Consider the following 21,122-nt stretch of genomic DNA (forward strand, 5'->3'; position numbering starts at 1 on the left):
CACCGCCGGAAAACGACGACGCTTCCGTCATCGTCAGATCGACTCCGGCTTGACCTGCACCGCGGGGCTCGCGATTCTCCCAGGCCATCCCGCCGCGGGAGGGCGCCTTGACGAGCTCACCGAACCCGATCGACATCGCGAACGTCAAGCAGCTCGCCACGAGCGGCTCACCCACCCTGGCCGAGGCCGTCGAGGCGTACCTCGAGCAGCCGGATCCCAGACCGGAGACGCCGCCGCGCGAGGGGGCGCTCACCTTCGCGGCGTTCCTGCAGCTGCTCTCTCGCGCGCAGGGCATGCGCTCGCCCGAGCAGCGGCGAGAGCAGTCGACCGACGCGTGGAAGCGCTTCCTCGCGCAGGTCGACGCCGCGCCGCCGCCGCGGCTCGAGCTCGCGGACCTGCTCGTGCGCATCTACGAGGAGGGCACGGACGCAGGGCGCAGCGCGCTGCGCGACGTCGCCACGAGCGCGCCGCTGGTCTTCGGCGCGTGGGGCGGGCTCAAGCGCATCTACAAGCTGGCCGAGGCGCGGCTCGACGCGGAGCTCTTCGGCGCGCTCGCCTTCCGCTTCGACGTCGAGCTCTCCCGCACCCGGCGGCGCGAGGTCTCCAAGGGCACGTTGATCTACATGCGCCGCCGCGCGTGGCGCTTCCTGCGCGAGCTCGGCCGGAGCACGCCGGAGCTCTACCCGCAGTTCGCGGTCGAGGTCCTCCGCCACTACGCGCCGGGCACGGGCTTCGGCGACCTCTGGGTCGCGAACCACATCTGGGCGCACGGCACGGGCAAGTACGACGGGCGCTCGTTCCACGGCAACGTCCCGCCGAACGACATGGTGAAGCACCGCGCCTTCGACGAGGCGTGGAAGCGATCGCCCGATCCGCTGATGCTCCTGCTCTCGGCCTGCCAGGCCGATCCGCCGGCCAAGTTCGCTATCCAGGGGCTCAAGAAGGACTTCGCCGACACCCTGCGGAGCGTCACGCCCGCGTGGCTTTCGCGCCTCGCGTACCGGCCGCTCGCGAGCGCGCACGAGTTCCTGATCGAGACGCTGCTCGGCTCGCCGGAGCTCCACCAGAGCAAGCTGCGGGGCCTCGGGCTGCACGACGCGGCGCTCGCGCTGCTCGGCTCCCCGAGCGCGAAGGCGCGCACGTTCGCGATCGAGTACGCCCGCGCGCACGCGACGGACCTCGACCCGGAGCGCCTCGCCGCGCTGCTCGACTCCGAGCACAAGGACACGCGCGCCTTCGCGGCGTCCGCGCTCCAGGGCAAGAGCCCGCGCGCGCTCGGCCACGCGTTCCTGGGACGGCTGCTCACGCACAGCGAGACCGAGGCGTGGGCCGGCAAGGCCCTGAGCGAGAGCTTCGACCGCGCCGAGCTGCCCGAGGGCTTCCTCGTCGACATGCTCTACGGCGAGTCCGAGCAGAAGAAGTGGGCCGCCGCGTACTTCAAGGCCAAGTACCGGCCCGGCGAGCCCGGGGCGGGCTTCTGGGTGCGCGTGCTCGACGACCCGCGCCACGAGGACGACTACCAGGCGACGAAGTCCGCGCTCGACGCGCTCGGCAAGTGCCCGATCGCGGCGATCGGGACGCCGTGGCTGCTCGGCGCGCTCACGCGCAAGCGCCTCGGGTCCACGGTCGCGACCTGGCTCCAGAAGGCCGACGCCCTGCCCGACCTGACGGCCGAGGGCGTCGAGCGGCTGAAAGGTCTCGTCTTCAGCGCCGAGACGCGCGCGGTCGCGCTGGAGGTGCTCGGCAACCCGAAGATCGTGTCGCCGCGGCAGCTCACGCTGCCCTGGCTGCTCGCGCTCGCGCGGCGCGCCGATCCGACGCTGAACGGCTTCGCGCGCCGCTACCTCCTCTCGCACATGAAGCCGCAGGACTTCGACGCGGGGCAGGACGCGAGCGGCCGCGGCGACCGCGAGGCGGGCACGGCGAGGCTGTTCGCGCTCGCGCTCGGCGAGAAGGAGCCCGAGCCGATGCGCGCGTTCGCGCAGACGTACCTCCGCTGCCACCACCCCGTCCTCGGGCCCGAGCAGAGCGAGGCCAAGGAGCTCGAGCTGAAGCCGGCGCTCAAGCGGGGCGCGTTCACCGCGGAGCGCATCTGGCCCGCGCTCTCCGACAAGCGGGACGACGTCCGGCGCTTCGCCGCGCTCATCACGCGCGCCGAGCTCCGGGCCTGGGGCTACCAGACCCGCGTCTACGAGCTCGCGCACAGCGACGCGAAGGAGGTGCGCAACATCGCCTTCGACGCGCTCCGCAAGGTCGGCGATCCGTCGGCCGATCCGGCGATCGCGCTCACGCCGGAGGAGCTCGATCCGGCGCAGGTCTTCGCGCTCACGGAGAGCCTGAAGAAGAGCGCGCGCGAGCTCGGCCTCTCGCTCATCCTGAAGCACTACGCGCGGCTCGGCGGCCCGGAGCGCCTCGGCTGGCTGATGCAGAGCGCCGACCGCGAGGTGCGCCTCTTCGCCGTGCGGATGCTCTGGGAGAAGCACCGGCCGCGCCATCTGCCGCCGGGCTGGCGGCCGCGGGGCGCGCGCGGAGGCGACGCGCGCACCGCGGCGGAGCTGCCCGAGGACGCCGGGCGGTTCGCGGACGTCGAGGCGCTCCGGCGCTTCCTGCGGTACGTGCTGTCCGGGATCCCCGCGGGGAGGTCGCCGGAGCCGGGCGACGACGCGGGCTCGCGCAGGCGCCTCTCGGCGAGCGAGGCCAAGCGGCAAGTGATCGAGGTGGTGCGCGATCTCGCGGTCGAGGACGCGGCGTTCGCGGCGCTCGTCGCCCCCGTCATCGCCGAGTTCACCGGGTCGATCGCGAAGGGCGAGTGGCAGGCGTGCCTGGCGGCGCTCCTGCGGCTCAGGCACGCGCACCCGGGGCTCGAGATCGAAGGCCTCGAAGCGGCCGGCGATGGCCGGGCGCTCCCCGGCGTCGGACAGGAGACCGCATGAGCCACGCGATCGGCCATTACGAGAAGGTCCGCGCGCTCGCGATCGGCCCGCGGCTCCTCGCGGTCGGCGGCGTGCGCGCGCCGGCGCCGGGCGAGGCGCGCGGGACGCAGACCACGCCATCCCCCGCCGGCGCGAGCCAGGTGACGCTGTTCGATCACGTGGCGAACAAGCCGGTGCGCTCGATCGACGTGCCCGCGCACGTGCTGGGCCTCGCCTTCGCGGGCGATCTGCTCGCGGCGGCGTGCTCCGACGGGGCGCTGCGCCTCGTCCCGGGCGGCGTGGCCGACGTGCGGGCGATCGACGCGCACCCGGGCGGCGCCACGGCGATCGCCGCGGCGCCTTCCGGCGCGCGCCTCGCGACCGTGGGGGTCGACGGCGCGCTGCGGGTGTTTCGCGTCGGCGAGGCCGCCGGCTCCCCTGCCCCGCAGCCCGGCGCCGCGGTCGAGATCGCGGCGTTCGCGCTCTCGGCGGCGCCGCTCCGCGCCGTCGCCTTCGATCCCGCCGGCGAGCTCTGCGCGGCGGCAGGGGACGACGGCGTCGTCCGCGTGGTCACGCTGTCGACGGGCGCCGTCCGCGACATGCCGGGCCACGACGGGCCGGTCACGGCGCTCGCGTTCACGCCGCGCGACGGGCGGCTTGCGTCGGGCGGCGACGACGGCACCGTGCGCCTCTGGTACCTCGTCGGCGACGTCGAGTGCGAGGTGCGCGGCGCGGACGGGAGCGGTCACGCGGGCGGCGTCCGCGCGCTCCTGTGCCTGCCCACCCCGCCGCCGCAGGAAGACGGCAAGGAGAGCGGCGATCGCCTGCTGTCCGCAGGCGCGGACGGCGCGATCCGCATCCACCGGCTCGAGGACAAGCGCAAGCCGCGCACGCTGGAGACGAGCGCGCTGGCGCTCCACGCGCTGGCGCTCGCGCCGGCCGCCGCGCGCAAAGGCGCGCGCGGGCAGGCCGCCCGCGGCGGCGCGGACGCGAAGGACGGGCTCGGCGCCGTCTTCGCCGCAGGGGACCGGCGCACGGTGTGGCGCTTCCCCATCGACGCCGCCGGCGCGCCCGCGGACGGCACCGCCGAGCTCGCGCACGGCTTCGATGTCCTCGCCCAGGCGCTCTCGGGCGCGCGGCCGGCCCGCGAGAGCGCCGTCAAGACGCTCGCCTCGCTCGACGAGCCCGAGGCGCTCGAGGCCGCGCTCTCCGCGCTCCGATCGGACCGCGACGCCGAGGTGCGCGCGCTCGCCGCCCGCGAGCTCGGGGCGAAGGGGCGCCGCGGCGCGCGCGCGAAGCTGCGCGAGGCGCTCGACGACGAGAGCCCGAACGTCCGCATGGCCGCGCTCGAGGCGCTCCGCGCGATCGAGCGCGACACGCCGCTCGCCCCGCTCGGGGCGGCGCTCGACGCCCGCGCCGCGGACGTGCAGCGCCGGGCGCTCCTCGAGCTCAGGAAGCTCTACGGCAGCTCGCCGCTCGTCCCGGGGCTCATCGCCGAGAAGCTCGCGGGCCGCGACGCGTCGGTGCGGCTCACGGCGCTCGACCAGCTCCAGCAGATCCACCCGGACGGCCCGCAGCCGCTCCGCGCCGCCTTCGAGCGCGGCCCGGCCGACCTCCGGGTCGAGGCGCTCATCCGGGCGGCGCTCGCCGGCTGGCTCTCGGCGCCGGAGTTCGCGCCGATCGCGGCGCGCGCGCTCGACGACGAGGACGCCGAGGTGCGCCGCATCGCGTTCGCGGCGAAGGTGATCGAGCGGCGCGCGCTCGCCCACGCGCTCGAGGCGCGCGACGAGGATCTCGGCCGCGCGGCGATCGACATCGCGCGGCGCGCGGCCGAGGTCCTGCGGCGCGCCGGCGCCGGCGGCGCGGAGAAGCCCGCGGCGAACGCCAAGGATGGGGCGAAGGACGGCGCGAAGGCGGCCGACGAGGCGGCCATCAAGGCGGCGCGCGCCCGGATCCCCGGCGTGGGCAGCCCGGGGGCCGAGCCCGCCGAGGCCGACCTCGAGCCGCTGCTCACCGCGATGGCGTGCCGCACGCCCGACACGGCGGTGCGTGGGGCGCGCGGCCTCGCGCAGCTCGGCGACACGCGCGCCCTCGGCGCGCTGCTGCAGCTCACGCGCGAGCAGGACCCGTCGCTGCGAAGGCAGGCGGCGACCGCGCTCGCCGAGCTCCGGGACACCCGCGCCGAGAAGCGGCTCATCTGGATGCTCGACGACGCGGACGGCGCGGTGCGCGCCGCGGCGCTCGACGCCTACGCGCGGCTGGAGTCGTCGGCCCCGCTCACCGTCGCCGAGGCGTCGCTGCGCTCGTCGCAGGAGGACATCCGCGTCCGCGGGCTCGACCGGCTCGTGGCGCTCGCCGGCGAGGGCAAGGGACCGAGGCCGCCCGAGGCCGAGGCGCTGCTCGCCGACGCGATCGAGGACGAGTCGCCCAAGGTCCGCCGCGAGGCGTTCCGGACGCTCTGGTCGTGGCACGCCTCGGATCCGCAGACGGCGCTCGACCGCGCCCAGCTCGCGCGCTTCCCCGACCTGCGCCTGCGCGCCGTCGAGGAGCTCAAGGCGCACGGCGAGCAGCCGTGGGCCGCGGAGCGGCTGCACGCGGCCATCGGCGACCGCGACGCGAGCGTGGCCCAGGCCGCGTACGACGCCGTCGTCAAGCTGCGCGGCAAGGAGGCCGCGGAGCCGCACCTCGCCGCCATGGCGTCGATCCACCCCTCGGTCCGGGAGAGCGGCGCGCGCGGGGCCGCGCACATGCCGGCGGGCGACGACGCGCGCAACGCCCTGCTCCGGCTGCTCGCCACGCGCGTGCCGGTGGGCGAGGCCGCGCGGAGCGCCCTGAGCAAGCTGCTCGAGGACGAGCACGCGGGGCCGCGCATCGCCGCGATCGAGGCGCTCGACAAGCTCCTGCCAGGCGAGGCGGGGCCGCTCCACATCGGCCTCCAGTCGAGCCACCTCGACCTCCGGGTGCGGGCGGCCGAGCTCTGCGCCGTCCGGCGCGACGAGCAGCTGATCCACCCGATGCGGGCGCTCCTCGCCGATCAGTCCCTCTTGAACGCGGGTCGGGGATCCGCGTTCGCGGTCCCCTCCGCGCAGCTGCCGATCCAGGTCCTCGGCCCGCTGCGCGCCCGCGCCGCGACCGCGCTGGCGACGCTCGGGTCGCAGCGCCTCGTCAAGTACTTCGCCACGGAGCTCCTCAAGGACGAGTACTCCGACGTGCGCGAGCAGGCCGCGCGCGGGCTCGCGATGGCCGCCCGCCGCGGCGAGGAGGGCTACCTGCTCGACGCCATGGGCCACGCCGACGTCGCGGTGCGCTCGTGGGCCGCCGACGGGCTCGCGCGGCTCGGCGACGTGCGGGCGCTGCCGGTGCTCACGGGCACGCTGCGCCATGAGCACCCGCCCATCCGCGTCGCCACGATCATGTCGTTCGCGGCGCTCGGGCCCGAGGGCTACGGCGGCATGCTGCAGGGCCTCGAGGACAGCTCGCGCGAGGTCCAGGAGATCGTCTTCGCGATCGTGCTCGCGCGCGACCTCAGGGCGTTCCGCCGCGGCGACCCGCCGGACCTCCTGACGAGCGCGCTCTCGTCGCAGCGCTCCGACGTGCGCTTCGCCGCGGCGCGCGCGCTGGAGCTCCGCATCGATCCGGAGGCGTACCTCGCCCACCTCATCGAGGCGCTGATGCCCCCGCGCCCCGACGCGGCGGAGCAGGGCCGCGCGGCCGACGGCGAGAAGCCCGCCGGCATGAAGGACTGGCCGCCCGAGGTCGCGCGCGGGCGCATCCTCGTCGGCCTCGCCGAGGCGCTCGCCAGCGACGACCCGCAGCAGCGCTACGCGGCAGCGCAGGTGCTCCGCATCCGGCGCAAGCCGGTCGAGTACTTCCGCGAGGCGAAGCGCGTGGCCGCGCTGCGCCCCGCGGGCGCCCACGTCGTGGCGGACACGACCCCGCGCGCCGCGGAGGAGAGCGACACGAAGCCCGCGAAGGGGTGGCTCCGCCGCCTCTTCGCGCAGCCCGAGCCGAGCGGGCAGAGCGGCCAGAAGCAGAGCGACAGGCCGGCCGGCGACGCGGTCCCGGAGGGCGAGCAGCGGCGGCTGCGCTGGCTCGCGTTCGGCGCGTACATGGGCCTCCTCCGGCAGGTCTCGGCGGGCGACGACGAGGCGCACCGCACGCGCCGCGACGCCATCGATCGCATCGTCGACGTCTGCGCCAAGGGGCACGTCAGCAGCACGGCGGCGGTCCCGCCGCTGGTCCGGGCGCTCGACGACCCGCACCACCTCGTGCGCAAGGCGGCGTTCGCGGGGCTCAAGGCGCTCTTCCCCGCAGGGGCGGGCGAGCCGCTCGCGCTCGGGCTCGCCTCGGCGTCGGCCGACGTGGCGCGGACCGCGCTCGACGAGATCGCCGCGCGGGGCGGCGACGCCCGCCCCGAGATCGTGCGCGCGCTGAGCTCCGCGCTGCCCGACGTGCGCCGCTACGCCTTCGAGCTCCTGGAGCGGCTCTCTCCGAAGGGCAGCCTCGACCCGCTCCTCGCGGCGCTCGGCAGCGAGCACGCCGACCTGCGCCTCGGCGTGCTCGAGCGCCTCGCGTCGTCGAGCGATCCGCGCATCGTGCCCGCCCTGTGCCGCGCGATGGAGAGCGATCACGACGACCTGCGCCTGCGCGCCGCGGAGCTCCTCGCCCGCAGCCGCGACGATCGCGCGGTCGACGTGCTCGCGGCGTTCCTGCGCGAGGGCGCGGCCGCGCCGGCGGCGCGCGCCCGCAAGGCGCTCGTCGCGCTCGCGAGCGACGCGGCGGTGCGGGCGCTCGCGGCGCGCATGGATGAGGCCGCCACGCCGGCGGACCGCGCCGCGCTGGCGGGCGCGCTCGGGAGCACGCGGAACCCCGCGGCCACCGCCCCGCTCGCGGCGCGCTTCGACGACGAGGCGGCCGAGGTCCGGAGCGCCGCGCTCAAGGCGTGCCTCGAGATCGTCGACAAGGGGCGCGAGCGCGAGAAGCGCGAGACGGCGCTCGCGCTCGCGTTCCTCGCCGCCGCCGCGCGCGCGAAGGACCCGGCGCTCCGCCTCGCCGCGGCGCGCGAGCTCGATCTCGGCGACAATCCCGCGCAGAACGACCTCCTGGTCGCGCTCTTCGCCGATCGCGACCTCCCCACCCGCGTCGCGGCCGTGACGTCGTACGCGAAGCGCGTGAAGGACAAGGGCGCGCCCTCGGGGCCGCTCGAGGCCGTGCTGCGCGCGGGCACGCGCGAGCTCGTGCTGCCCGCCGCGGAGGGGGTGGCCCAGCGGGGCCTCGCGTCGGCGCTCCGGCCACTCCTCCTCGTCGTGCGCGCGGGCGAGCCCGGGGAGCGCGAGCGCGCGCTGCTCGCGCTCGGCACGCTCGGCGACGCCCGCGCGCTGGAGGAGCTCGAGGCGGTGGCCGCCGGCGGCACCAAGGAGGCGGCAGTCAATGCGGGTCGGGGGTCGGCGTCCGCCGCCCCCTCCGTCGAACCGACGATGCAAGCCGCCGCCACGGAGGCGCTCGGCCGCATCGCCCCGAAGCTCGGGAGCGCCGAGCTCCGCAAGCGCGCCTCGGAGCGCGTCGAGCAGGCGCTCCACGCGGACTCCATCGATCTCCGCGAGTCGGCGGCGAAGGGCGTGCGCTGGCTCGGCGGCGAGCGCGCCCGCGTGCTGCTCGAGGAGCTCGTGCGCGCCGGCGACACGCCCGACAGGCTCCGCGTCGTCGCCGTGAGCGAGCTCGGCCTGCTCGGCGACGGTGCGGCCGAGCCCGCGCTCGCCCGCGCGCTCGACGCGCGGAGCAGCGAGGTCCGCAAGGCCGCGCGCAAGGCGCTGGAGAAGCTCTTCCCTGGCGAGCGGACGCGCGTCGAGCTCGTCGCGGTCGGGAGCGAGCACGACGACATCGCGGGCCCGGCGGCGAGCTACCTCGCCGCGGAGGCCGACCCGGCCGAGCTCTTGCCCCGGCTCGCGGCGCTCAAGGACGAGGACCTGCGGCAGCGCCTCGCCATGGGCCTGCTCCGCCGCGGCGCGCTGCCCGTGGCCGCGCTCCTGCGCATGCTCGAGGACGAGCGCGCCCCGGCGCGGCAGGAGGCCGCGCGGCTCATCGCCGCCGGCACCGTGGCCGGCGATCGCGGGGCCCTCGCGGGCGCGCTCGCCGCCGCGGCGCAGCGCACCGCGGAGCGCTGGTCGGCCGCGCACGGCGACGAGCGCTCCGCCGAAGCCGCGGCGTGGCGCGAGCTGCTCTGGGCCGCGGGGCGCGCCGGCGCGACCGCGATGGCGCCCGCGCTGCGCGCGCTCCTCTCGAACGACAGCGCCCCCGGCGAGGTCCGCCGCGAGGCCGTACGCGCCCTCGGCGCGCTCGAGTCGGCCGCGAGGTCCAGAGGGGCCGCGCCGCCCGCGGGCGCCGTGGAGGCGCTCACGGCGGCCCTCGAGGACATGGACGCCGGCGTCCGGGCCTCGGCGTCGGCCGCGCTCGCGGCGCTCGCGCCGGACGGCTCGGCCGCGATCGCCGTGGCGGTGAGGCCGTTCGACCCGGTCGCCTTCGGGCCGACCGCGCGCGTCGCCTCGCCCGAGGCGCTCGCGGCGCTCGCCGCGACCGAGCCGGGCCGGCGCCTCGCGCTGCCGTCGATGCTCGCGCGCCACGACGCCGCCGCGCTCGCCCCGCTGATCTCCCTCGCCCGAGGCAGCGGCGGCGACGCCTCCGCGCGCCTCGACGCCATCGCGGCGCTCGGCCGCGCCGGCGGCGAGCGCGCGCTCGAGGCGCTCGCCGCGCTCGCCTTCGACAAGGAGAAGGCCAGAGAGAAGGCCGACGTCGCCGTCCGCAAGGCCGCGTACCGCGCGTACCGCCGCGCGAAGCGCAAGGCGGCGGATCCTCGCGCGGCGCGGCTCGCGGCCGCGCGCTCCCCCAGAGAGCCCGAGACCCCCGAAGGAGTCAACGCATGACGGCCGCACTCGCCCGCCCGATCCTCCTCCGGTACGCCGCGCCGAGCGAGCTCGCCGCCGCCCCGCTCCACACGAGCGTGCGCCTCTCCCTCGACGGCGCCCGCGGCCCGGTCGGCGTGCGCGGCGCCGTCCGCGACGCGGCGCTCTTCCGCGACGCGATGGCCGCGCTGGCGACCATCCTGGAGAGCGATCTCCGGTACAAGGGCCGGGATCGGACCGCGTACCTCGCCTACCTGATGAAGCAGGGCAAGAAGGCGACGGCGGCCATCTGGGAGGCGCAGAAGGCGTTCCTGGAGGGCGCCTTCCCCGACGACGCGGCGACCCAGGGCGACGGCTCCGCCGCGAAGCCGAGGGCCTCCGGCGCGCTCGATCCCGTGCTCACGGTGCACCCGGACGAGGTCTCGATCGAGGTCTTCTCGCGCGACGAGAGCGCCTACGCCCGGCTCGCCTTCTCCAGCGACCTCTTCGAGGGCCGCGAGGCCGCGCACGGCACCGCCTTCGTCGATCTCTCGCCGCGCGTCGTCGAGCAGATCGATCGCCTGCGCGCCTACGCCAAGGTGGAGCTCGACGCCGGCGCGGCGCGCGGAGACGCCGCGGCGGCGCGCGCCGCGCCGATCGAGCGCGCGCTCGAGGTCCCGACGACCTGGCTCCGCGGCTTCCTGCAGGTGCAGTCGGCGGCGACGCTCCCCGCGGTCTCCTGCGAGCTCGCGCCGATCGATCTCTACAACGCGCTGTTCGTGCTCCGCACCCGCAAGGCGAAGAAGCCGCCCCGCGGCCTGCGCTTCGAGCTCGTCCCCGGCAAGCCGCCGCGCCTCATCCTGGAGCCCTGGGAGATCTTGATCGAGGGCCACGGCCCTCCGTACGAGGGCCCGCCGCGCGTGGTCCGGACCTTCGGCCGGCAGCGGCTGCTCGCGCTGTCGCGGCTCCTGCCGCACGTGCAGCGCGTGCGCGCCGAGCTCCGGGGCCCCGGGCTGCCGGTCTTCTGGGTGCTCGATCTGGGCCGCGCCACGCTGACGATCGCGCTCACGGGCTGGACCGACAGCAGCTGGGCCAGCGCCGCCTCGTTCGACGCCCTGATGCCCCGCGAGGGGAAAGCCGGCGACAAGGCGCGCGCGGCGCTCGACGCGCTCGCGGGCAGGCAGCTCGTCCTCCTCCGCGAGCGCGGGCCGCTCCCGCTCGCGGCGCTCGCGGCCGGCGGAGGCGCCGAGGACGCTCGCGCGGCGCTCCAGCTCGAGTGCCTGCGCGGCCGGGTGCTCTACGACGTCGCGCGCCGCGTCTACCGCCCGCGCGAGCTGTTCGCCGATCCGGTGGACGAGCGCGACATCCGCTACAGCTCGCCCCGCGAGGCCGCGGCCCACCGCCTGCTCGGCGCGCCCGGCGCGGTGAGGCCGACCAAGGTGCACGAGATCGCCGGCGAGGGCACCGAGATCCACGGAGAGGTCGCGGACCGGGAGGCGCACCGCGACTTCGCCCCGCGGTTCACGATGGATCTCGAGGGCCGCGTCTCCGACGCGTGGTGCAGCTGCCCCACGTTCCGCCGGAGCGGCCTCCGCGAAGGCCCGTGCGAGCACATGATCGCGCTCCGCGTCGCCTACGCCCGCGAGCGCGCCGAGCGGGACGCCCTGCGCCAGACGGCCGAGGGGCGGTCGCTCATCCGCGCCGAGACGCGCACGTACGTGCGCCGCGAGGCCTCGGGCGCGGAGGTCGTCTACCGTGTCTCGCTGGACGACCGCGTAGTACACCTGTCGTGGGGGGCGCGCGCCGAAGCGCCTCGACACCAGCGCATTTGGTTTGACACGGACGGCGAAGCGCGCGACGCGTATTTCAAGAGACTGGATGCATTGACGTCCTCCGGGTTCGTGGACGCCGACGCGTCGTCAGCATGAGAGAGGAAAGGAGGTCAAGAAGAAGAGATTGTTCGTGTTGCCAGGAGAGGTTCTGAACGCACCAGCCTCCGCGCCTCGAGCGTAGGAGCGGCGTCGCGCCGCTCTGGAGGAACCGCCAGTCACTCTCCGCAAGGTAGCCTGTTCTTGGTTCTCTTCGGCTAGACGAGCCCTACGGCGTCGGGAGAGCTGAGACAACCTCGCGAACGCCGTTTCTCCCGACGCCGTAGGGCTCGTCTAGCCGGAGAACCGGTGAGGCTACCGTGCACCAAGCGATGAAGGTGATGCGCTTGGAGCCTCTCTTGGCGACATGAGACAGCGATCGACGGTCCGGCCTCCTCAGGACAGATCGCTCCCATCGTGACTCACCACCACGCTCCCACCGAGACATGACCGCGAAGATCGACGCGACCGTTCAAGCCAGAGCCCCCGTCGTTCTCCCCATCACGACGCCGCCTGCCCCCGGCGGCGCGGCGGCCCGCGGCAGCGTCGAAGCGCGCCGGCTCGCCCACGAGGAGCGCGTCGCCCGCTGGAAGGCGATCGACGAGGCGGGCGGGATCGACGCGTGGGTGAGCGCGGAGCTCACGTCGAAGGGCGCCCTCGCGACCGGCGATCCCAAGGCGATGTCCGATCGGGAGCGCGCGCAGTGGAAGGAGCGCAAGAAGGTCGAGGCCCGGGAGCGCCGCTCGCTGCGCCGCCTGGCCTGGGAGGCCTACGTCGCCACGCACGTCAACCACCTTGGCGCGGGCGTGCACTGGAGCGACCGCGTCGGGCCGGACACGCTCGATGTGCCCGGGCTGAGCGAGCGCGCGCGGGCGCACGGCCTCCCCGACCTGCCGGGCGCGGCCGAGCTCGCGAGCGCGCTGGGGCTGTCGATCCCGCGGCTCCGCTGGCTCGCGTACCACCGCGAGGTCGACACGGGCACCCATTACCGGCGGTGGCACATCCCGAAGCGCGACGGCAGCGCGCGCACCATCTCGTCGCCGAAGCGGGATCTGAAGCGCGCGCAGCGCTGGGCGCTCCGCAACCTGTTCGAGAAGCTGCCGGTCCACGCCGCGGCGCACGGCTTCCTGGCGAGCCGGTCCATCGTCACGAACGCCGCCGCGCACGCCGGCGCCGACACGATCGTCAAGGTGGACATCAAGGACTTCTTCCCGACGATCACGTGGCGCCGGGTGCGCGGCCTGCTCCGCAAGGCGGGCGTGGCCGAGGGTCCCGCGACGCTCGTTGCGCTCCTCTCGACGGAGGCGCCGCGGGACGTCGTGCAGTTCCGAGGGCAGACGCTCTACGTGGCGACGGGCCCGCGCGTGCTCCCGCAGGGCGCGCCCACCTCCCCGGCGATCACGAACGCGATCTGCCTGCGGCTCGACCGGCGCGCGTCCGGCCTCGCCCGCAAGCTGGGGCTTCGTTACACGCGGTATGCTGACGATCTCACGTTCTCCTTCCGCGCGCCCGAGGCGCCCGGCGTCGCCGGCGCCGCGCGGCCGCGCGCGCCGGTGGGCGCGCTGCTCCGCGGGCTCCGGGAGATCCTGAGTTCGGAGGGCTTCCGGCTGCATCCGAGCAAGACCGTGGTGATGCGCAAGGGCAGCCGGCAGAAGGTGACGGGCCTCGTCGTCAACCAGGCGAGCGAGGGGGCGCCGGCGGCGCGCGTCCCGCGCGAGCGGGTGCGCGCGCTGCGCGCGGCGATCCGCAACCGGGAGCTCGGGAGGCTAGGAAAGGGCGAGACGCTCGCGCAGCTCAAGGGGCTCGCGGCGTTCGTGTACATGACGGATCCGTCTAAGGGGCGCGCGTTCCTCGGGCGCATCGAGGCGCTGGAGCGCAATCAGCCGGCGCCTGCCGGCGAGGCGGGCCCCCACGACGCGCGCCCCGTGCTGCCGTAGCGCAAGGGCGCTGGTCGTTCGATCTGTTGTAGTGTAGCCGTCCGATCGGAGCGCCACGTCTCCGTGCAGCCGGCGGCGAGGCCCCCGCCCATGTCCGGCATGCCTTCCCGCTCGCTCGGCGGTGGTGGTCGACTTTGCCCGAGGACGATCACAGGGAGACGGGGAGACAGGGAGATTTACTAAGTTTTTTCTCCCTGCCTCCCTGTCTCCCTGTTCAATTTGACCAGTACCCGAGAATGCCTCGACTTGCTGCGCGAGCAGGATCGCCGTCTGTGACCATCCCGGGTTCATGACCAGAGGCCTCTGCCAGCTTCGAGGCACCGCAGGATCACGCCGTCGTAGATGGTAAGGAAGGAGCGGGATGCCGCCGGCGTATACGCTCCATGGCCCGATCCCGACAAGGCAGCGGCGAATCGACCCATCACGGCCGTTGCGCGATGAGACAACAGCGCTCCCACGCTGCTCCAGGGCACTCCCAGCCAGCGCCGAACGGGCGGCACCTGGCGTGCGCGAACCATGGTGAACGACGCGTGAGGCCATGCCGCTGCAATGCTGCTTTCTCCGCGAGGTGCCTGGACATCACGAGTGTGGAATGGATAGGATGGTCGGCTATGCGAAAGCCATCTGCTCGTCTCCTTGCGCTTCCGGCCGTCGTGCTCTTCGGCGCCCTGCTCTCGGGCTGCCCCAACCCGAACTCCTACGGAACCCCGCGGACCGTGGCGCCCGGCAAGGTCGCGCATTCGGTGTCACTCGAGAGCTTCGGCTACATCGGCGAGACCGCCGAGCTCGTGGAGAATCCGGAGACCGGCCAGGCGGAGACGAGGACGAGGACGACCAGCGGGTTCGTGCCGACGCTGCCCTCGTATCAGCTCCGGACCGGTTTGACGGACATCCTCGACGTCGGCGCCCACGTCCATAACCTCAGCTCGTTCGGCGTCGATCTCAAGGTGAACCCGGTCCGCGGCGTCTTTGATCTCGCCGTCGATCCGGGGGTGCAGTACTTCTACCTCGCGTCCGACGAGGCGTCGGTCCACATCGTCTACCTTCACGCGCCGGTGATGCTCGGCGTGAACCCGACGGACTGGTTCTCGATCGTGGTGACCCCTGGCGTCACCTACGGCCTCGCCTCGGGCAATATCGCCGACGACGGCGAGGCCGCTTCGACCGCGGATGGCCTCCTCCTCCGAGGCGGCCTCGGGTTCCAGTTCCGGACCTCCGACAGCTTCGCGATCCACCCGGAGCTCACGATGATGAAGAGCCTCGAGGGGCCGGGGCTCGTCTACAACTTCGGCATCGGGTTCAACTTCGGCGCGCTGCCGAGCTACAAGGACCTTCAAGAGCCGATGTGACGCGCCCGCCGGACTAGCGGGCTGGGCCGGACGTCGAGAAGAGGCGGATCGCGTCCTTCGGGGTGCGCATCGTGACCATGCTCGACAGATCGATGCCCAGCGAGGTCATCGTGTGCGCGACCGCCGGCTGGATCCCCGTGATCGCCGCGCGCGCCGAGCAGGCCGCAACCCGGTATGTGCTCCGAGCCCGCCAGCCCGGGAGCGCCCCACGCTCCGCCGGGCAGGGTTCCCGCCCTCCTGCGCACGCGCCGCTCCGGGACCGGAAGGGGGATCGAGACGCCCGGCGCCGGCGAGCCGGACGATGCTGCGAAAGCGCGGACACTCCAGGTGGCTCGGCGCGGTACACCCCGCCGCGTGGCGCAGGCCGTCGCGCAGGGCGACCAGCCGATGGATGGTCCGGTCCAGCTCCTCGGCTTTCGCCGTCAGCCGCTCTCGCTCGATGCGCGGCCGGCCGTCGGGCGAGAACATCCGGGCGATCTCGTCCAGCGAGAACCCCGCCACCTGGCCGAGCGCGATCAGCGCCAGGCGCTCCAGCACCGCGGGATCGAACAGGCGCCGCAAGCCCCGCCGCCCGGTGGACGCGATCAGCCCCTTCTCCTCGTAAAACCGCAGGGTCGAGGCGGGCACGCCGGAGCGCCGGGCCACCTCCGCGATGTCCAGCTGTTTCACGCTTGACCTCAAGTTGACTTGAACTTGCAGACTACGGCACATGAGTTCCGACTGCAAACCGAAGGAGACTCCGATGTCCGAAGCCCATCAACCGAATCGCGACCAGGCCACGCTGTGGAACGAGGCCAGCGGGCGCACCTGGGTGGAATTGCAGGAAGTGCTCGACGGCATGCTGGCGCCGCTCGTGGCGCCGCTCATCGACGAGGGCTTCCCCGGCGAGGGCGGGCGCGTCCTCGACGTCGGCTGCGGCGCGGGCGCCACGTCCCTCGCGATGGCGCGGCGCCTCGGGCCAGCGGGCCTCTGCCTCGGCGTGGAGTTCTCCGGGCCGCTCGTGGCGGCCGCCAGGGCACGCGCCGCCGCCGAGGGGCTGGCGTCCGCCGCGTTCGTCCAGGCGGACGCGCAGACCCACGCGTTCGAGCAGGGCACGTCCGACGCGGTGATCTCGCGCTTCGGCGTGATGTTCTTCGACGATCCCGCGGCGGCGTTCGCCAACATCCGGCGCGCCGCCCGGCGCAAGGCGAAGCTCGCGTTCGTGGCATGGCGCAGCGCGGACGAGAACCCGTTCATGACCGAGGCCGCGCGCGCTGCGGCCCCGCTCCTGCCGAGCTTGCGCGTCCCGGACCCCGACGCCCCCGGCCCGTTCGCCTTCGCGGACAGAGAGCGGGTACAGCGGATCCTGGACGCGAGCGGCTGGACCGACGTCGACATTCGCCCGATCGACGAGCCGAGCGGCGTCGCGGAGAAGGACCTGCTCGCCTACGTCACCAGGCTAGGACCGGTGGGTCAGGCGCTGCGGGACGCGGACGAGCCGACGCGCGCCCGGACGGCCAAGGCGGTCCGCGCTGCCTTCGACGCGTACATCCAGGAGGGCGCGGCCCGCTTCACCGCGGCCTGCTGGCTCGTGAGCGCGCGCGCCTAGAGAAATCATGCCAGAACAGCCGGTCGATGTCAGGTCACCGCGCCGCGCTGGTGGAATTCCGGCTTGTCCCAGGCGCCGCTCTCCAGAAGGTCGCGCAGCGCGTCCACCGCATCCCAGACGTCGACGAAGCGGGTATACAGCGGGGTGAAGCCGAAGCGCATGATGCGCGGCTCGCGGTAGTCGCCGATCACGCCACGGGCGATCAGCGCCTGCATCACCGCGTAGCCCTGCGGGTGCTCGAAGCTGACCTGGCTGCCGCGGCGGGCGGCGTCGCGCGGGGTGACCAGGATCAGCGGATGCTGGCCGCAGCGGGCTTCCACCAGCTGGATGAACAGCTCGGTCAGCGCCAGCGACTTGGCGCGCAGCGCGGCCATGTCGGTATGGCGGAAGATGGCGAGACCGCACTCCACCAGCGAAAGCGCGGTGATCGGCTGGGTGCCGCACAGGAAGCGGCCGATGCCGTCGGCGGGGGTGTAGGCGGGTTCCATCGCGAACTGCCGCGCATGGCCGAACCAGCCGGACAGCGGCTGCCCGAAGCGGCTCTGATGGCGCGGCGCCACCCACAGGAAGGCCGGCGCGCCGGGGCCGCCGTTCAGGTACTTGTAGGTGCAGCCGACGGCGAAATCGGCGCGGGCGCCGTGGAGGTCCACCGGCACGGCGCCGGCGGAATGCGCCAGATCCCACACGGTCAGAGCGCCGGCTTCGCGCGCGAGCGCCGTGACGCCGGCCATGTCGTGCATGTAGCCAGTCTTGTAGTTGACGTGGGTGAGCATCAGCACCGCCACGTCGTCGCGGATCGCCTGGGGCAATTCCTTGGGCGAGTCGATCAGCCGTAACTCGTAGGCTGCGCCGCCGCCCATCTTCAGCAGCTCGGTCAGGCCCTCGGCGATGTACAGGTCGGTGGGGAAGTTGTCGCGCTCCGACACGAGCACCCGCCGCTCGGGCGCGGTGCTCTGCTGCTGGCGCAAGGCGGCGGCCAGCACCTTGAACAGGTTGATGGACGTGGTGTCGGTGACCACCACTTCGCCGCTGCCGGCGCCGATCAGCGGAGCCAGGAGGTCGCCCAGGCGGCGGGACAGGTGCACCCAGCCGGCCGTGTTCCAGCTACGGATCAAGCCGTCGCCCCATTCCGCTTCGATCACCTCCCTGGCACGGGCCAGCGACGCCTTGGGGCGGGCGCCCAGCGAGTTGCCGTCCAGGTAGATCACCCCGTCCGGTAGCGCGAACTCGTCGCGCAGGTGGCGCAGCGGGTCGCTTGCGTCGCGGGCAAGGCAGGTGTCGCGGGTGGTTTGCAGGCTCATCTCAGGCGTCCTTCGGCTCCGCAGCGCAGGGTGCGCAGCATGGCACGGACCGGACTCGCGCCCAGGGGGGCCAGCGGGAACGGCAGGGCGATCCGTTCGTGCTCGCCGGGCGGCATGGCATCCAGCTGCAAGCGACACGCGGCCCCGGTCGCCCGTGCAGGTGCTCCGTCGGCGAGCGCCCGTTCGACGGCCTGCGCGTACGGCATGGGCGTGAGCGGGATGATGGCGCGGATCGGCCCCACATCGGGAAGATCGCGTCGTTGTCGATGCCGTACGGGAGCAGCGCGACCACGGCCGCGCGCCCGCACGTGAACGAGCCGGTAACGGCGCGCTCACCTCGTCCGCTTCAGCGCCGCCTTGAGCACGTGCTCCGCGATGAGGTAGCCGAACCCCTCGCCCTCGATCCGCCGGATCAGCTGGTCGCGCGTGGTCCGGAGCGCCGCCGCGGTGGCGACCAGATTCCACCCGTGCGCCGCGAGCTGCTGGAGGAGCCGGGCGCGCCTCACCTGCCCCGCGGCGAGCCGGTACGTCTTCGCGTACTCCAGCGTGCCGTCCTCGCGCACGATCGCCTCGCCGATGTGGTTGTCCAGCGACGGATCGAGCTCCGTCATGAACCGCTGCAGCGAGAACGGCCCCGCCCGGTACACGCGCTCCGCCGCGATCGGCCGGCCGAGGAGCCCCGCGGCCGTGTCCACGTGCAGCGCGCCGGCCTCCGCCCGCGCCCGGCCGAGCGCGGCCCGCAGGTCGTCGAGCGAGCCGATCTGCGCGGCGTCGAAGGTGTGCTCGAGCGCCTGGCTGTCGCCGTTGTGGCGGGCCGCGTAGAGCAGCGTCTGCTCGTAGAAGTCCTCGATCAGCGTGCGGTGCAGCGCGCGGTAGTCGTCGGGGTGCGACACAACGAACACCGACGCGAGCAGCTCGCCGACGAAGAGCAGGACGCCGCACTGCCCCTCGTGGATCTCGAAGACGCGCAGCGCGTCCTCCAGGCTCGGGATCGCCCGGCCGGAGAGCGATACCTCGGTGCGCGGGTCGAGGCCGCGGGAGATCGCCCGCCGCGAGTACTCGGACCAGGCGATCTCGGGGGCGTTGAAGTGCAGGGAGAGGAAGCCCTCCATCGCCAGGTGCAGCGGCAAGAGGCGCAAGCGGTTCCGCTCGGCCGGGTCCTCGCCGCGCGCCTCGCGCCGGGCCATGCGGTGGAGCAGCTGGACGCCGCAGCCCCACTTGCTGAGCGGGTTTCGGACCTCCGGCCCCGCGAGCGCCGCGCCGTAGGACGCGACCGGCGAGCCGTCCTCGGTCCACCCGACCACGAGCGCGTGCGGCACGTAGGAGCAGTAGGCCGTGCCGTCACCGAGATCGACGATCGACCAGGCATCCTCGTGTCTGCGGCCGGCGATGCGCAGGTCGCCCCGCGGCGCGTCCCGGAGGAGCGGGACCAGGCGCACGCCCGCGAAGACCTGGGCGTGCGTCGCGGAGAGGCCCCGGAGCGAGAGCGATCGGAGCAGGGCCGGCGCCTTGGCCATCAGGGCACCTCGAGCGCCGCGGCGGGCGCCTCTTCTGCCGGCTCCGCGGCGTCTGCCTGCTCCAAGGCGCCTGCCGGCCCCCCGTCCGCCGCTGGCTCCGCGGCGCCCGGCGTCCGGGCGTGCCGCGAGAGCAGCGCGGCCGCGCGCTGCGCGAGGTAGCGCTCGAGCTCGGCGAGCGGCGCCGTGCCCTCGGCGAAGCGGGCGAAACCGAGGACCGTCGGCAGGTCCTCCGCGTCGCGCAGGCCGACCGTCGGGATCGACGGGCCGAGCGCGCGGGGCGCGTAGCGCTCGCTGTCGAACACGGGGTTGATGTGGACGATCGACGTGCGCTGCCCCGGATCCAGCCGCGCCCGGAAGCAGCGGGCGACCTCGGCGGCGGCGCCGGGCGGGTCGTTCTCGAAGCCGTCCGAGAGGACGACAACGACGTCGGGTCGCCAGGCGAGCGCGTCGAGCAGCGGCGTCGCGAGATCGGTCTGGCCGCGCGCGCCGACGAGGATCTCGTCGGGCGTGGGCGCGGTCCAGAAGGCGCGGTACTCGCGCGCGGCGGCGCGGAGCAGGTAGCTCACGCCGAGCGCGACGGCGAGCGGGCGGCGGCGCTTCTCGCTCGATCCGGACGCCGAGTAGCTCCGGTCGAGCACGGCGGCGACGCGCCCGAGCGCGGCTGGGCTCTTCCTGAGCGCGCGGGCGGCGGCGCGCTCGAGCGCCGCGTGGAGCTCGTCGCGGCGCTCGCGCCGCACCTCCTCGGGCAGCGAGAGCGCATAGAGCGCGACGCGCGTGAGCGGGGCGCGGCCGAGGTCGACGGCGAGGTCGACGTCCTCGCGCCCGGCGGCGCGCTGGAGCCGGAGGCGCTCGCCCTCGGTCATGCGCGGCGCGGCGCGGCGCAGGAGCTCCTCGCGAGAGACGCCGCGGGCGGCGGCGAGCCCCTCGGCGACGGTCAGCGGCAGGTCGAAGATCGCCTCTTTCGCGTGACGCGCCTGCCGCGCGCGCTCGAGGAGCGGCGTCTCGAACGGCGCGCGGCGCTTGGGCTCGAACAGGAAGGGCCCTATCTCGCCGGGGAGCTGGAGATGAGCGTGCACCGCGAGCGCGCGGAGGTGGGCGCGGTACTTGACGGCGTCGAACGCCGGGTCGGGCCGGCCGGCGAGGTAGCCGCGGATGACGGCGCGCGCGCGGCGGTTGTTCACGCGGCGCTCCCGGAGCTCGCGCAGCGCCCGGAGCGCGCGCTGCGGGGGGAGCTCCCGGAGGGCCGCCGCGATGAGCGAGCCCTCCTCGCGCCGGTCGGGAGCGGGCGTCTCGGCGCCGGTCGCGAGGAGGTTCACGGCGATGCGCGCCTGGTTGAAGTGGTTGATGCCGGCGGCGAGCGTGCGCGCGTAGAGGCGGCGGTAATTGCCGAGGATGTACTCGTGGAGGAACTCGATGGAGACGGCCTGGCCTCCGGAGGTGCCATAGAACTCGGCCTGCCCGGTGCACGCGAAGCAGGCGTTGATGAACATGACGAGGTCCTCGCGCTCGACGCGCTCGGTGTGAAAGCGTGCGGGGGGCGCGGGAGGGGCGGTGGGCATGGCAAAGAGCCGCCCGGGGAATGATGGGGCGATCAACCTACGACAGTTTCCAGACTGGGATCGGAAATCGCCCCGAAGTCCCACGGGCGGCAACCGGCAGCATACACCCGGGGGGGCACCTCTCGAAGGACAAGATCTCCCTTGACGACAAGGTCATCGCTGGCAGCGCTGAACTCTCCACCCTGCCTGCCATGTCTTCGTCCCCCGCTCCGA

9 protein-coding genes and 1 pseudogene are annotated in these 21,122 nt (G+C 74.5%); 6 read left to right on the forward strand and 4 right to left on the reverse strand.

The window, feature by feature from the left end; genetic code table 11:
• Positions 1–107 precede the first annotated feature (107 nt).
• The 5 genes from ACSRUE_RS38835 to ACSRUE_RS38855 all read left to right on the forward strand — a co-directional run bounded on the left by ACSRUE_RS38835 (position 108) and on the right by ACSRUE_RS38855 (position 14,944).
• Positions 108–2,933, forward strand: coding sequence for a hypothetical protein (locus tag ACSRUE_RS38835; protein WP_441287972.1), 2,826 nt, complete (start codon positions 108–110; stop codon positions 2,931–2,933).
• The gene (locus ACSRUE_RS38840; RefSeq protein WP_441287973.1) at positions 2,930–9,832 is read left to right on the forward strand and encodes a HEAT repeat domain-containing protein; all 6,903 of its coding nucleotides are present in this window, start codon (positions 2,930–2,932) and stop codon (positions 9,830–9,832) included. The genes ACSRUE_RS38835 and ACSRUE_RS38840 overlap by 4 nt, the downstream gene beginning before the upstream one ends.
• Entirely contained in the window at positions 9,829–11,718 is a 1,890-nt protein-coding gene (locus tag ACSRUE_RS38845; protein ID WP_441287974.1) for an SWIM zinc finger family protein, read from the forward strand. Before ACSRUE_RS38840 ends, ACSRUE_RS38845 begins: the two co-directional genes overlap by 4 nt.
• 386 nt (positions 11,719–12,104) lie before the next feature.
• Entirely contained in the window at positions 12,105–13,595 is a 1,491-nt protein-coding gene (locus ACSRUE_RS38850) for a reverse transcriptase family protein (RefSeq protein WP_441287975.1), read from the forward strand.
• 611 nt (positions 13,596–14,206) lie between these two features.
• Entirely contained in the window at positions 14,207–14,944 is a 738-nt protein-coding gene (locus ACSRUE_RS38855) for a hypothetical protein (protein ID WP_441287976.1), read from the forward strand.
• A 273-nt stretch (positions 14,945–15,217) separates the two neighbouring features.
• On the opposite strand, the pseudogene ACSRUE_RS38860 reads toward ACSRUE_RS38855, so the two are convergent.
• Positions 15,218–15,613: pseudogene (locus ACSRUE_RS38860) on the reverse strand (helix-turn-helix domain-containing protein); the annotation flags it as partial.
• A 73-nt stretch (positions 15,614–15,686) separates the two neighbouring features.
• Here ACSRUE_RS38860 and ACSRUE_RS38865 point away from each other — a divergent pair.
• Positions 15,687–16,532 carry a class I SAM-dependent methyltransferase gene (locus ACSRUE_RS38865; RefSeq protein ID WP_441287977.1) on the forward strand — a complete coding sequence of 282 codons (846 nt, stop codon included), beginning with the start codon at positions 15,687–15,689 and terminating at the stop codon, positions 16,530–16,532.
• A gap of 29 nt (positions 16,533–16,561) precedes the next feature.
• On the opposite strand, the gene kynU is transcribed toward ACSRUE_RS38865, so the two are convergent.
• From kynU to ACSRUE_RS38880, 3 genes are all read right to left on the reverse strand, one after another.
• Positions 16,562–17,827, reverse strand: coding sequence for a kynureninase (kynU, locus tag ACSRUE_RS38870; RefSeq protein WP_441293179.1), 1,266 nt, complete (start codon positions 17,825–17,827; stop codon positions 16,562–16,564).
• Between the two features lie 338 nt (positions 17,828–18,165).
• Positions 18,166–19,350 (reverse strand): ARPP-2 domain-containing protein, encoded by a 1,185-nt coding sequence (locus ACSRUE_RS38875; protein WP_437769225.1) that lies wholly within the window; start codon positions 19,348–19,350, stop codon positions 18,166–18,168.
• Positions 19,350–20,909 carry a hypothetical protein gene (locus ACSRUE_RS38880; protein ID WP_441287978.1) on the reverse strand — a complete coding sequence of 520 codons (1,560 nt, stop codon included), beginning with the start codon at positions 20,907–20,909 and terminating at the stop codon, positions 19,350–19,352. The genes ACSRUE_RS38875 and ACSRUE_RS38880 overlap by 1 nt, the downstream gene beginning before the upstream one ends.
• Positions 20,910–21,122 lie beyond the last annotated feature (213 nt).

Source organism: Sorangium sp. KYC3313 (assembly GCF_052075895.1).
Taxonomy (GTDB): Bacteria; Myxococcota_A; Polyangia; order Polyangiales; family Polyangiaceae; genus Sorangium; species Sorangium cellulosum_B.

Coding starts and splice junctions, on each gene's coding strand:
- ACSRUE_RS38840 (WP_441287973.1), top strand. CDS start 2,930: ATGAGCCACGCGATCGGCCATTACGAGAAGGTCCGCGCGCTCGCGATC.
- ACSRUE_RS38850 (WP_441287975.1), top strand. CDS start 12,105: ATGACCGCGAAGATCGACGCGACCGTTCAAGCCAGAGCCCCCGTCGTT.
- ACSRUE_RS38875 (WP_437769225.1), bottom strand. CDS start 19,350: ATGGCCAAGGCGCCGGCCCTGCTCCGATCGCTCTCGCTCCGGGGCCTC.
- ACSRUE_RS38880 (WP_441287978.1), bottom strand. CDS start 20,909: ATGCCCACCGCCCCTCCCGCGCCCCCCGCACGCTTTCACACCGAGCGC.
- ACSRUE_RS38845 (WP_441287974.1), top strand. CDS start 9,829: ATGACGGCCGCACTCGCCCGCCCGATCCTCCTCCGGTACGCCGCGCCG.
- ACSRUE_RS38855 (WP_441287976.1), top strand. CDS start 14,207: ATGCGAAAGCCATCTGCTCGTCTCCTTGCGCTTCCGGCCGTCGTGCTC.
- ACSRUE_RS38865 (WP_441287977.1), top strand. CDS start 15,687: ATGTCCGAAGCCCATCAACCGAATCGCGACCAGGCCACGCTGTGGAAC.